Annotated in this window: 14 protein-coding genes and 2 pseudogenes; 5 read left to right on the top strand and 11 right to left on the bottom strand. The window is 59.8% G+C overall.

Annotated elements, in window-relative coordinates; all coding sequences use genetic code 11:
• Positions 1-215: integrase core domain-containing protein (locus tag B5M41_RS24230; RefSeq protein ID WP_230640030.1), on the top strand; the 215-nt coding region annotated here is incomplete at its 5' end.
• A 217-nt stretch (positions 216-432) separates the two neighbouring features.
• Here the strand turns inward: B5M41_RS24230 and tnpC are convergent.
• From tnpC to B5M41_RS24215, 3 genes and pseudogenes are all read right to left on the bottom strand, one after another.
• A pseudogene (tnpC, locus tag B5M41_RS24225) lies at positions 433-1,465 on the bottom strand (IS66 family transposase); the annotation flags it as partial.
• Between the two features lie 58 nt (positions 1,466-1,523).
• Positions 1,524-1,775 carry a DUF6894 family protein gene (locus B5M41_RS24220; RefSeq protein ID WP_134651518.1) on the bottom strand — a complete coding sequence of 84 codons (252 nt, stop codon included), beginning with the start codon at positions 1,773-1,775 and terminating at the stop codon, positions 1,524-1,526.
• A gap of 175 nt (positions 1,776-1,950) precedes the next feature.
• Positions 1,951-2,211, bottom strand: coding sequence for a hypothetical protein (locus tag B5M41_RS24215; protein WP_134651516.1), 261 nt, complete (start codon positions 2,209-2,211; stop codon positions 1,951-1,953).
• A gap of 1,380 nt (positions 2,212-3,591) precedes the next feature.
• On the opposite strand from B5M41_RS24215, the gene B5M41_RS24210 reads away from it, so the two are divergent.
• Positions 3,592-3,816: a hypothetical protein gene (locus tag B5M41_RS24210; RefSeq protein ID WP_134651512.1), complete on the top strand. Its 225-nt coding sequence runs from the start codon at positions 3,592-3,594 to the stop codon at positions 3,814-3,816.
• A 14-nt stretch (positions 3,817-3,830) separates the two neighbouring features.
• Positions 3,831-4,241, top strand: coding sequence for a hypothetical protein (locus B5M41_RS24205; protein WP_230640328.1), 411 nt, complete (start codon positions 3,831-3,833; stop codon positions 4,239-4,241).
• A 322-nt stretch (positions 4,242-4,563) separates the two neighbouring features.
• On the opposite strand, the gene B5M41_RS24200 is transcribed toward B5M41_RS24205, so the two are convergent.
• The 4 genes from B5M41_RS24200 to B5M41_RS27185 form a co-directional block, all read right to left on the bottom strand.
• Positions 4,564-4,848: a hypothetical protein gene (locus B5M41_RS24200; RefSeq protein ID WP_134651505.1), complete on the bottom strand. Its 285-nt coding sequence runs from the start codon at positions 4,846-4,848 to the stop codon at positions 4,564-4,566.
• A gap of 119 nt (positions 4,849-4,967) precedes the next feature.
• A complete protein-coding gene (locus tag B5M41_RS26930; RefSeq protein WP_268998418.1) occupies positions 4,968-5,090 on the bottom strand; it encodes a hypothetical protein in 123 nt (40 codons plus the stop codon).
• 173 nt (positions 5,091-5,263) lie between these two features.
• A complete protein-coding gene (locus B5M41_RS24195) occupies positions 5,264-5,575 on the bottom strand; it encodes a hypothetical protein (protein ID WP_134651503.1) in 312 nt (103 codons plus the stop codon).
• Positions 5,576-5,877: 302 nt separating this feature from the next.
• On the bottom strand, positions 5,878-6,114 hold the full coding sequence (locus tag B5M41_RS27185) for a DUF6894 family protein (protein ID WP_413713316.1): 237 nt from the start codon (positions 6,112-6,114) through the stop codon (positions 5,878-5,880).
• A 96-nt stretch (positions 6,115-6,210) separates the two neighbouring features.
• Here B5M41_RS27185 and B5M41_RS24190 point away from each other — a divergent pair.
• Positions 6,211-6,423 (top strand): annotated as a pseudogene (locus B5M41_RS24190) (IS3 family transposase); the annotation flags it as partial.
• A gap of 65 nt (positions 6,424-6,488) precedes the next feature.
• On the opposite strand, the gene B5M41_RS24185 reads toward B5M41_RS24190, so the two are convergent.
• From B5M41_RS24185 to B5M41_RS24170, 4 genes are all read right to left on the bottom strand, one after another.
• A complete protein-coding gene (locus B5M41_RS24185) occupies positions 6,489-7,184 on the bottom strand; it encodes an HAD family hydrolase (RefSeq protein WP_134651501.1) in 696 nt (231 codons plus the stop codon).
• Between the two features lie 3 nt (positions 7,185-7,187).
• Entirely contained in the window at positions 7,188-7,976 is a 789-nt protein-coding gene (locus B5M41_RS24180) for an inositol monophosphatase family protein (RefSeq protein WP_134651499.1), read from the bottom strand.
• 13 nt (positions 7,977-7,989) lie between these two features.
• Entirely contained in the window at positions 7,990-8,886 is an 897-nt protein-coding gene (locus B5M41_RS24175; protein ID WP_134651497.1) for an ROK family protein, read from the bottom strand.
• Positions 8,887-8,972: 86 nt separating this feature from the next.
• Positions 8,973-10,196 (bottom strand): ROK family transcriptional regulator, encoded by a 1,224-nt coding sequence (locus tag B5M41_RS24170; RefSeq protein ID WP_134651532.1) that lies wholly within the window; start codon positions 10,194-10,196, stop codon positions 8,973-8,975.
• Between the two features lie 460 nt (positions 10,197-10,656).
• Between B5M41_RS24170 and B5M41_RS24165 the strand changes: the two genes are divergently transcribed.
• The gene (locus B5M41_RS24165) at positions 10,657-11,685 is read left to right on the top strand and encodes a sugar ABC transporter substrate-binding protein (RefSeq protein ID WP_134651488.1); all 1,029 of its coding nucleotides are present in this window, start codon (positions 10,657-10,659) and stop codon (positions 11,683-11,685) included.
• The last annotated feature ends 49 nt before the right edge of the window (positions 11,686-11,734 follow it).

The following is an 11,734-nucleotide window of genomic DNA, read 5'->3' as shown; positions in this document are numbered from 1 at the left end:
GCTTCACGCCGGTCGCCAGTCCCCAGTCGAACGGAATGTCAGAGGCATTCGTCAAAACCCTGAAACGGGATTACGTGCGCATATCAGCTCTGCCAGACGCCGAAACGGCGCTCCGGCTCATCGACGGATGGATCGAAGACTACAACGAAATCCATCCCCATTCCGCACTCAAGATGGCTTCCCCTCGGCAGTTCATCAGGGCTAAATCAAACTAGCCGATCTGTCCGGTGAAATGGGGAGCACTCCACGCATGCGATGGGGCGTTCGTGAACATTGTGAACTGATAGGTATAGGGTGTTGATTTCCGCGAAGAACTGACCCGGGGGGATGCGGACGAAAACTTGGACCACCAGGAGGTAGTTCATGTATTCCCATGCAGACAGAGTTCGCGCGGTCGAACTTTATATCAAGCTCGGCAAGCGGGTTAAGGCGACGGTCCGCCAATTGGGTTATGTTGGAGTCGAGTTCGATGCGGCCGTCGGTCAGGAAGCGCTCGAAGATGTTTCGACGCGAGATGGCATACCGCAGAGCTTCGGCGAGTTTGGATTTTCCAGAGACCCGCGGCAGGGTCGCCTGCCAGAGAGTGAAGAGGTCACGGACGATCGCTGCGGAGATCTCCTGGCGTGCAGCGACACGAGCTTCAGAGCTTTGGCCGCGCACACGCTCCTCGATCTCCCATAACCTCGCCATACGCTCGACGGTGTCTGTAGCGACTTTCGAGCTCTTTGCGACATGCAACTCGTAGAATTTTCTCCGGCTGTGGGACCAACAGCCGGCCAGGATGGCGCTGTCATTGCCTCCATCTTTCCGGACGAGCTTGTTATAGGCAGCATATCCATCGACCTGCAGGATTCCACGATAGCCGCTCAGGTGTCGTGCGACACACTCGGTGGCTCGACTGTCCTCGAAGCGATAGGCTACCATCGGTGGACCGCTGCCCCCAAAAGTCCGGTCATCCCTGGCATACGCCCATAGCCATGCCGTCTTCGCTGATCCGGAACCAGGAGCAAGTGTGGGCGGTCGTTTCGTCGGCAAAGATCCGTTCGGCCTTCTTGATCTCATCGAGGATATAGTCGGCGAGGATATTGAGCTCGAACCCCAGCTTGCCCATCCATTGAGCCATCAGCTTGCGGCCGAGTTCGACCTTGTCGCGTGCGTAGATGGCTTCCTGGCGATAAAGTGGCAGCCTGTCGGCATATTTGGAAACAGCGACCTGGGCCAGAAGTGCTTCCGTCGGAATGCCACCTTCGATGATGTGTGCCGGAGCCGCCGCCTGGACGACACTATCGTCGTTCCTAAAGGCATACTTCGGCCGGTGGGTGACGATGACACGGAACTTCGCTGCAACGACATCCAGCCGCTCGGAGACGTCTTCTCCAATCAGGATTTTGGTCTTACCTGCATATTCTGGAAGCTCTTCCGGTTCGATCACGACCTCGACGCGCTCAAGATGAGGCGCAAAGCCTGTCGGCTTTATCTACGTCGATTACTCTGAAGGTGGAGATCTGTAGCGCCAGCCCGTATTAAGAGAACGTAGCCTGGGGCTGGTTCAGAGATTCCGCTGAGAATTTCAGTTTCAACAAAACGTACCCTGCCTCATCTGTGACGGCCATCAGCCATTCGTTACCCAGCCACAGGTTCATATTCTCATCCGTCAGCATTTCACCGGCGCCGCGAAGCGCTTCGGCTCGAGCTTCGGTTTCATTGGCGAGGAAAAGGCCGTCAACGTCCATCGCTGCGCGCCCATCCAATACGTGAAAGAAATATCTTGGCATAGTTTGCACTCCTTGCGGCGGGAGCGCGGTATGACTCTCTGTCTCAGCGTGCCAAGTGGGAGCTGATGATCAGGCGTCGTACACCTATTCTGCTACCCGGTGAATTGAACTCGCCGAAATCCTGCTTCACAGGTCGGCGTGCTTGCTCCGACAAACGGATTCTGTCCGTCAGCAATTACGTTCTCGAATCAAGTTCGAGAGCATGGTCGATGTCGCTCTGTGTGACTTGCAGGAACTGGCGCTTCCCCGTCGCTATCGATATCGCCGGGATCTCAAGGTGGGTGGCGACGCGCTTGTAGGCGGTGAAGCTCAACCCTTCAATCAGCTCTTCGTCGACAACAAGACGATAGGTTCCCGCGGGCTGTGGCCCCACGAGAGCATTCAGTGTAAACGGATGCATGAACGCGATTTCGGATTCTGTTGTTCTCTCTACCATTGCGAATATCCTACCCGGTTACGGAACGATTAAGCGGCGTATCTGAAGCGGGGTAAGCCCCGCGTACCAACTCTGACCAAGGCAACAGCTCCCTATGACGCCGACTGAACGGCAAGGATGACTGCGGCTGGCAGGCGGGTGGACACCGCGCTTATTCTTCCACTGAGCCGCCCTCATTCTCCCAATTATCGACCCCGGCGCGCCGGTTCCGTTCTATCGAGTTTAGGGAAAGCGGGTATTTGTCGGCGCCGATTGTCGCGGCCTTGATGAGCCGGATCACGTTTCGCGCTTCCTCGTGCTGGGGGCCGATACCCCCAACCAGGATTTCGCTTTCATAGTTCGCATCCCGGAGGATCTGCTGAAGGACTGTCCTCGGGGGGATCGAAGTCTTCCTCACGCCGGTGGGCCGGAGGACTACCATAGCCACCCCTCCGTGAGAACGAACATGACTGTGAGAATGCTTGCCGAGAGCACGACATGAGAGATCGTGATTGGGAAAACGTTTCGATTTGACAGAACTCGGGAAGACATATCGTCCTCCTCTCGTTTGGGGCCAGGGTAGAAAACCCTCACATGGCAGCGCCCGGAACATTGGCTGCCGAAGGAATCATCCTGCGCCCATATCGAAGCGTTCACAAGAAATCAAATAAGGTCATTTGAAGTCTTCAGACCAGTCGACCCATACGGTTTAGCCGACAGTCATTCGGATCGGCCATCCGTCACAATGCCGCAGAGCCGGAGTGTTTGATGTGATGCCGGCACTTCGCCTCGCCCTTCATCTGGTAGCGTTGTTTATCTATTCAAAGACGAATGGTCCTGCCCGCAGCGTGAGCATCGCTTGTTGGGCCAAGGATGGTAGACGTAAAGGAATAGTCCGCTGTCGCTCTTGAACAGCGACAAACCGCATTTCGGGCTAGCAAGCACGAACACAAAGAAGAGGGCGTGTGCGGCAAAGACCGCGGTGCCAACAGCTGAACTGCTCATTCCAAACAGCCTGGCTACGCCAGCGGTCCAATCCGGTGACGTGAGAATAAGAGTGACGGTCCAGATCATGAACAGCCATGCTTTGTAATATCGGGTCATGTGACGATGCTATATCGCGTCATATCGGTCAACGAAAGACGCGCGAAGACGGCACCCGAAACGAGAGCCGGGCTTAGGTCCGGCTTCTCACGATCGGCGATAGGAGCCAAGCCATGCTAGCCGCGCAGCAACGCCGCCTTCGCGCAAACTCTGACTACCGAGTAGAACGTGCCGGCCGCATGGCATGGGCAAGGTCCGAAGGCGCATCAGCCCTGACCGAGGTCAATCGGGTCAACGGCGAGAAGGCCGACCTTTCGGCGGTTCAGGGCATGGTTGACGCACGCAACGCGGCTGACGATGCTCGCGGCGCTTATGACCGGTGCCTTGATGGCGGCGGGCTGTGGAACTTCGGCGCTGGCCGATGCGACGGGCCTGCGCCGCGTCGTGGGGACTGACCTCGTCGGCGCGCGCGGCGCGACCCCGGCGGATCAGCGAAAGATCGATCGCACCGTTGTTGGCCTTTGCGCCGGCGGCGTGTGGAGCGCAGGCGAGTGCCGGCGCCACGGTGAAGCGGGGCAGTGATGGAGGATAAGACGATGGGCATAACCAGAGCGCCAAAGCTCGAATGGAACCTGAACACGCTCCTGCAGCTCGTCAGCCTCGCGACTTTGCTGGCGACGGGCATCTATGCATGGACCAACACGACGCGTGACATCGAAGAGCTTCAGCGTTGGCGGATGGGCCATGAGCAGTATCACAAGGAGCGCCTGGCTGAGGTGAAGATCACAGAGGGCAGGAACGAAGAGCGCTTCCGCTCAATTGAGGGGGAGGTCCGTAAAATCGATAACCTAACCTATCGCATTGCCGCGGCCGAGCAGACCACGGCGACCACATCAGCGGCGATCAAGGATTTGCAATCGCTCGTCTCGGCGCAATCAGGGGATATCAAGGTGATCTGTGAGATCTTGCAGCGGCTAGAAGCTGGACAGCGACGATCGCCACCGTGACGCTTTCGCACATCGTCAGGTACTCCCTCAGCCGGTGCGGCAGGCCGCACGACGATCGGCGTATTAGGGCCGGCCGTATACCGCTCCTGCAATCGGACCCGACGGGGTGTGGTTTTCGTGTCGGTCAAGAATTCCTTCCATGAAACGTTGGAGCACCGCCCGGGATTGCTCTGCCAGTGGGCCGATGAGGGGCTTCATTCGTTCTGTGACGTAGCCGGCCCTTTGGAGCATCTGATTGAGAATGCGATTGCTCGCTCGGCTAAAGTCTACGTTGTGGATTATGGAAGACATGGTTCGATCCTTTCAGTGGGATGACGGTGAATCAGGCAAACGGATCGAGACTAGGAGGCGAAGCCTGCCTGGCATCCAGCGCAAGAGCCCGGTAAATTTCATCATAGGAGACCTGAAGGCGTTGCCTCATCACTGTCGGCGCCGAAAGCGATGGTATCTCAATGTGTGTGGCAACCCGCTTATATGCGGGGAAGCTCAAGCCAGCGATGAGTTCTTCATCGACGATAAGCTTGTAGGTGCCGGCGTCCTGCAACTCGACGAGAGATTCAATCCGGAAAGGCCGGGTGAAGGTGATTTCGGTCTCTGTCGTTCTCATGGCGCACTCATCCGCGGTTTCATTGGTATGGACCGGACCGTCATTGGCGGCGGTCGGGAGTGCTCGATAGATCGCGCTTCGGGATCTGGCTGCTGTCCTTCGGTTCGTCAGCCGGAGGTCTACCAAAGCCATCCCGCCGCAAGGACGTAGAGGATCATGAGTATGCTCGCCGTTACGACGAGATGCGACGTCGCGGTCGCGACGAGATGTCCGTTTTGACGAGGATTGATGACGGAAGACATGTTGTCCTCCTTTCGGTTGGGTTCAGGGTAGTAAACCCTCACATGGCAGCGCCCAAAACGTCGGCTGCCGAAGAAATTATCCTGTGCGCCTATCGAAGCGTTTACAAGAAACAAATAAGGTCATTTGAAGCCGTGGGGGTTTACCGAAACCAGCCCGGCTCTCACCGCTTGGATCACTTGGTCTCTGCTTGCCTAATCCGATAGGCGGCGCGAGTAGGCAGGCCTTGAATGGCGAACTGCGGGAGACCCGATTTAAACAACTCTGTCTCCGGCTCGGGGCGGCCATAGCTGTTGCCAAGAAAACGCTCAAGAACCGCTGGGGAAGTTTCGCCGTCACGCACTTTCTCGATAAGCATAGCGGTCGCCGTATCAGCACGAAACTCTCCCTCTATGGGGGACCCCGCGCTGTACCCTGCACGAAAAAGCAGTGAGCGGATCATTTTCATATCGGCGGATGAAACAGTAGGTCTCGTATCGGAAGACATGTTGTCCTCCTGTCGTTGGGGCTAGGGTAGCAAGCCCTCAAACAGTAGCGCCCGTGATGATGGCTACTGGAATATCAACCATGCGCGCTTATTGAGGCATTAGCAAGGAAACAAATAAGGCCATCTGTGATCGATGCCAGTAAGGTCGGCTCGGTACCAACGTCTTCAATGGGGAACGATCGTATGGGTGGACGGTTAGGCGGGCAGATTGCGCGGAAAATCCTACGTCGCGAGGTGCGCGCAGTTCGGCGCCGAGGGGCATCCCTTCTAAGGGGCGCTTGACGCCGCGCCCAGCGCTTCATTTATGCTGAGCGGATTGCTTCGTTGAACGAGACAACCTCGACGGTCGCTCCAGCCTCATCGGCTATTTCGAACCATCGGCCATCAATCGTGTGGCCGCGCGACATGGCCGGGGACAGAGCTTCCCGTATGGCCGCGATTGCCCCCAAACGCGCGAGCGCGCTCGATCCGAACTCCCACCCATCCTCGTCAGGTTGGAAGTTGAACGCAGTCCTGATGTGGAAAAAGAACTTCGGCACAGTGCCACCTCTTCTCAAACAGCCACGAGAAAAGGGGCTGCGTCGGCGCAAGCGGCTGCTGCGGACCCCGACGCGTTCAGGCACCTATAAACACCGAGCCGACGCGGCAACTGCCATGACAATGCGGTCGCCGAGAGCTTCTTCAATCTTCTGAAGCGGGAGAGGATACGTCGCAGGGTCTACCGTTCACGCGATGAAGCGCGCCAGGATGTGTTCGACTACATCGAGATGTTCTACAACCCGAAACGCAAGCACGTCAGAAACGGAATGCTGTCGCCCGTCGAGTTCGAGAGGCAGCAGAAAATCTAACCCGAGGGGATCTACGAAACTCGGAGCTATTCACGCCGGTCGTTGGTTCGCTTCCGCTCAAGAGCTTAAAGCGAATGGCTTGCTACGTCTTCCAGGGTACTCGACAGAAGTAATTGCCCAGTCGGGAGTCTGGAAACCCGGAGCGTACGATAGTCGGGCACTGACATATGGGATGTCATCATCCTGGTGTGATGCGTGGCGGTGATGACCATCACGTCGGCACCCGCACCTTCGGCAGCCAGCATGCCGGCGGTGGCGTCCTCGAAGACGAGGCATTGCGCCGGGTCGAACCCGAGCCGTTTCGCACCGAGCAGGTAGCAGGCCGGGTTCGGCTTGCCGTCCGCCACATCTTCGCCGCTGATCATGACATCCGGAAACGGAATGCCGGCCGCAGCCATGCGCTTGCGCGCAAGCTCGATCGGTGCGGAGGTGACGATCGCCCAGCGCGCGCGCGGCAGGGCGTTCAGGAACTCTATCGCGCCGGGCACCGGCCTTATGCCAGCGACATCCTCCAGTTCCTCGTCCTGTATCGCAAGCGCTTCCCGGAGCGGATCGACACCCGGCAGTGCAAGCGGCGTGATGACATCGATCGCCCGCACACCGTGGATCGTCGGTATGAACACGGCGGGGTCGAAGCCGTGACGCGTGCACCAACGCCCCCAAACGCGTTCCACCACCGCGGTCGAATCGAGAAGCGTGCCGTCCATGTCGAACAGGAAGGCATCGTAGGTGCGCCCGGCACGGAATGCGGTCTCCCTCATCGGTCAACCGCCATAGATTTCGAGAAGCGCGGCGTAGACGGCGTCGTTGCCGGCGATGACACGATTGCCCTTGTTCAGCCCGTCATCGGCAAGAAAGTCGTTGGTTTTCAGGCCGGCGGCGCGAATGACTGCAATGGCGCCCAGGCAATCGTAGGAATTGATATGCGGCTCGATATAGCCGAGAAGCCGGCCACTTGCGACGTAGCACAGGGTTAGCGCGCCGGAGCCCTCGCGGTAGAACATGCCGCCGGCATGGAGCAGACGGCCGAACATCGGCAGGAATTCATCCGGTTTGACGCGCGGCGAATAGCCCACGCCGCAGATGCCTTCGCGTACCGAGCGGCCGGGATGGCGCTCGACGGGCCTGCCGTTCAGCGTGGCCGCGAAATCGACGCCGCCGGCAAACAGCTCGTCGCGCGCCGGCGCATAGACCATGCCGAACTTCAGTTCGTTGTCCTGCACGAAGGCGATCGACACGCACCAGCTGGACAGGCCTGAAATGAACGGCTGCGTACCGTCGATCGGATCGACGACCCAGATACCCTGACCTGGCGCATAGGTGGAGATGCCGGTTTCCTCGCCGAAGAAGGCATCCTCGGGAAAACCGGTCGCCAGCCGTTCCTTGATGAGAAGCTCGGTGTTCAGGTCGGCCTCGCTGGCCATGTCCTGGGCACCCTTGCTCTTGATCGTCAGACTGTCGCGCTGGCGGAAATAGCCATGGGCGAGGTCGCCGGCATCGCGGATCAGCGTCAGTGCGAAGGCGTAGCGCTCGGCGAGCGTGGAATTGGCCATCGGAATTTTCCTTTCAATCGCGCCAGAGCCAGGCCGCGCCGCGCACGCCGCTGGAATCACCGTGTACCGCCCGCTTGATGGGCGTGTGGAACACCGTCGAGAACGTTCGTCTGGCAAGCGCCGGCGGCAGGTCGTCATAGAGCTCGTCGACATTCGACATGCCGCCGCCCATGATCAGCACGTCCGGATCGAGCGTGTTGACGACCGTCGCTAGGCCGCGCGCCACGCGATCGACATAACGGTCCCAGAGCAGGCCGCAAAGCCGGTCGCCGGCCCGCTTCTTTTCGATGATAGCGCGAGCCTTCAATTTCTCGCCGGTGTGGCGGGTGTATTCCGCCTCGAAGGCGCGGCCGGACACCCAGGTCTCCATGCAGCCATGGCGGCCGCAATAGCACGGGCGGCCGGAAATCTCGGTGACATCGGGAAAAGGCAGGGGATTGTGGCCCCATTCGCCGCCGCTGTTGTTGGGACCGTGATGCGCCTTTCCACCGATCGCGATGCCCGCCCCCGCGCCCGAGCCGAGGATGACGGCAAAGACGACGTTGTGGCCCGCCCCCGCGCCATCGACTGCTTCCGAGGCAGCAAAGCAGTCAGCATCGTTTTCGATGCGCAGCTCGCGCTTGATGATGTCGTTGAGATCTTTCTCCACCGGCTGGCCGAGCAGCCAAGTGGAACTAGCCCCCTTGCCGAGACGGCTGACGGGCTCGAGCGAGCCGGGAATGCCGATGCCGACCGAGCCACTGCGGCCCGTCTGTGTTTCCAGCCCCTCGATCATCTCCTTGATCATGCGGATGCAGCCGAAATAATCATGACGCGGCGTGTCCTGGCGCAGGCGCAGGAGCTCGCGCCCGTCCGGCTCCATCGCCACGCCTTCGATCTTTGTTCCACCCCAGTCGATCCCGATAAGCACGCAAATCCTCCCGGCACCCGTAAAACGGGAGCCCCGTTCGTTGTCTGTCGATGTTCCTGCCCGCAAGGCGCTCCCGCGCCGTGCGGTCAATTGAAAAGCAGGTCCCGGTGCCGCGCATATTCGGCCAGCAGCGGCAGGCTTGCCGCTCCCAGCACGCGGGCATCACTGCCGATTTTCCCTTCCACGATCTCCACCGGCGCCACGCCCTGCACGTCCATGGCGGCGAGCTTCTGGCGCGTGCGCGCCACCACATTCGCCCGCACGTCCGGCGGAAAGCCGCCGTCGATCACCACATTGTGGAAGTCGATAACGGAGATGGCGCTGCCGATCGCCAGCGCGAGGCTGTCGGTTGCCTGCTCCACCCAGCGGTCCACGACATCGCCGAGCGCGCTCCAGTCCTGGTTGTTGTGCCAGATGAGGCTCGGATCGCCGCCGCTGTCGCGGATCATCCGCTCGAGAAGGTAGATGGAGGCGCACTGGATCAACCGTTTCGGCGGCTTGCCGGCCTCGGTCGTGGAAACCGGCGCCGACCCGATCGCGCCGGCATAACCGCGGCGGCCGGGATAGAGGCTGCCGTCGAGCACCACGCCGCCGCCGACCAGGGTGGCGAAGAAGACGTAGAGGAAATCCGGATACTTGCCGCCTTCGCCGAAGGCGAGCTCGGCTGCGCAGGCCGCCGTGGCGTCGTTGTAGAAATGGACCGGCCAATCGCAGAGCTGCGCGACCTCGGCCTTGAGATCGAAGCTGCGCCAGGCATCGACCACGTCATGCGGCGCGCCGACCTCCTCTTCCCAGCTCCACATTTCCGACGGCGCGGCGATGCCTACGCCACGCACCCTGCTGAACTGGATGCGCGTCATGTTGTCAGTGATCGTCTCGAGGCTCGTCTGGAAGAACTGCTTCAGCAGCGCCGGCGTCGGATAGGCGAAGGTCGTGCGGATCATCTGGCGCGGCGTGCCGACCATATCCATCAGCACGAGATCGGCGGAGCGCCGGCCGATCTTGAAGCCGACGGAGAAGGCACCTTCCGGATTGAGAGCCATCGGAATGGAGGGCTGGCCCACCTTGCCGCGCTGCGGCTCGCCGCGCACCAGAAGGCCGTCCATCTCGAGCTGTTTCATGATGACGGAGCTGGCCTGCGCGGAAAGCCCGGTCATGCGCGAAATCTCGCCCTTCGACAGCGGACCGTGCGTGCGCACGAGCGAAAGCACGAGCCGCTCGTTATAGAGCTTCACGCCGGTCTGGTTCGTGCCCCGGCTGGTATCCAGCCGCTCACCGGCATCGCCGGCCGCCTTGTCCGTGCTCAACATCTTCACTGCACCTCTCATGCGCATTGCGCCGACGCGAATTTATATCGCTTTGCCTTGCACACCAACTGGATGTGCGTCGCTCCTCCGATGTGAGCGAAATATGAGGGGCAACAACCGCATCGTCAATAATAAATCATGCGGAAGTCTTTATATTGCGTATCGCTTGCGCTGCTCCTTGCAAAATTTCAGCATATGTTTCATGGCGTATAACGAAAATATTGATGTTAAATCAATATGTTAATACATTATCTAGATTTCAGCAGTGGTCGCCCGGCCGCATGTCTTTGCATTCAAAGCAGGTGTTTAATAAATCATACCGCATTAAATATTGACAAGATTGGCCATCGATGTTTGCATTCCCGTCGCCGGTCGAAGGGGCAGTCCTTGCCGGCGGGGCGCTAGGGAGAGCGCCTGTCCGCGCAACATTCGCAGGGGAGTCCCTGCTTCATGGGAGGATAAAATGCATTCCACTTTTGCTCGCGCCGCCTTTGGCGTTCTTCTGGCGTCCGCCGCCTTCGTCGCGCCGGTCCAGGCCCAGGAAAAGATCACCGCCTGCCTGGTCACGAAGACCGAGATCAACCCCTTCTTCGTCAAGATGAAGGAAGGCGCCAGCGCCAAGGCCGCCGAACTCGGTATCGAGCTTCTGACCTTTGCCGGCAAGCAGGACGGCGATGCCGACACGCAGATCGCCGCCATCGAATCCTGCATCGCCAGCGGCGCGAAGGGCATTCTTCTGACGCCGAACGATTCCAGCGCGCTCGTGCCGATCATTACGAAGGCGCGCGAGGCCGGCCTGCTCACCATCGCGCTCGACACGCCGCTCGATCCGGCAAGCGCGGCTGACGCAACCTTCGCGACGGACAATTTCAAGGCGGGCGAATTCGTTGGCAAATGGGCAGCCGGCAAGCTTGGTGACGCCGCCAAGGATGCCAAGATCGCGCTTCTGAACCTCAACGCCCAGGAAATCACCGTCGACTACATGCGCAACCAGGGCTTCCTGTCCGGCTTCGGCATCGACATCAAGAACCCCACCGATATCGGCGATGAGGATGACCCGCGCATCATCGGCAATGCCGTGACCAACGCCAACGAAGAGGGCGGTCGCACGGGCATGGAAAGCCTGCTGCAGATCGATCCCGAGATCAACCTCGTCTACACGATCAACGAGCCGACGGCTGCCGGCGCCTATGAAGCGATCAAGGCCGCGGGTCGCGAGAAGGACGTGACGATGGTCTCCGTCGACGGCGGTTGCCCGGGTGTCCAGAACATCAAGGAAGGCGTGATCGGTGCCACCTCCATGCAGTTCCCGCTGCTGATGGCCTCCATGGGCATTGAGGCTATCAAGGCCTTTGCCGACAGCGGCAAGAAGCCGGAGCCGACGCCCGGCCTTGACTTCTTCAACACCGGCGTCGAGCTGATCACCGACCAGCCCGTCGACGGCCTTCCGTCGATCACCGCCGATGAGGGCCTGAAGAAGTGCTGGGGCTAATGCGGCGCTAGCGCCCGCACGTCACTGACGACATTTCGCCTGCCACTCC

This window comes from Shinella sumterensis (assembly GCF_004514425.2).
Classification (GTDB): Bacteria; Pseudomonadota; Alphaproteobacteria; order Rhizobiales; family Rhizobiaceae; genus Shinella; species Shinella sumterensis.
This window is presented reverse-complemented; position numbering and strand designations above follow the sequence as displayed.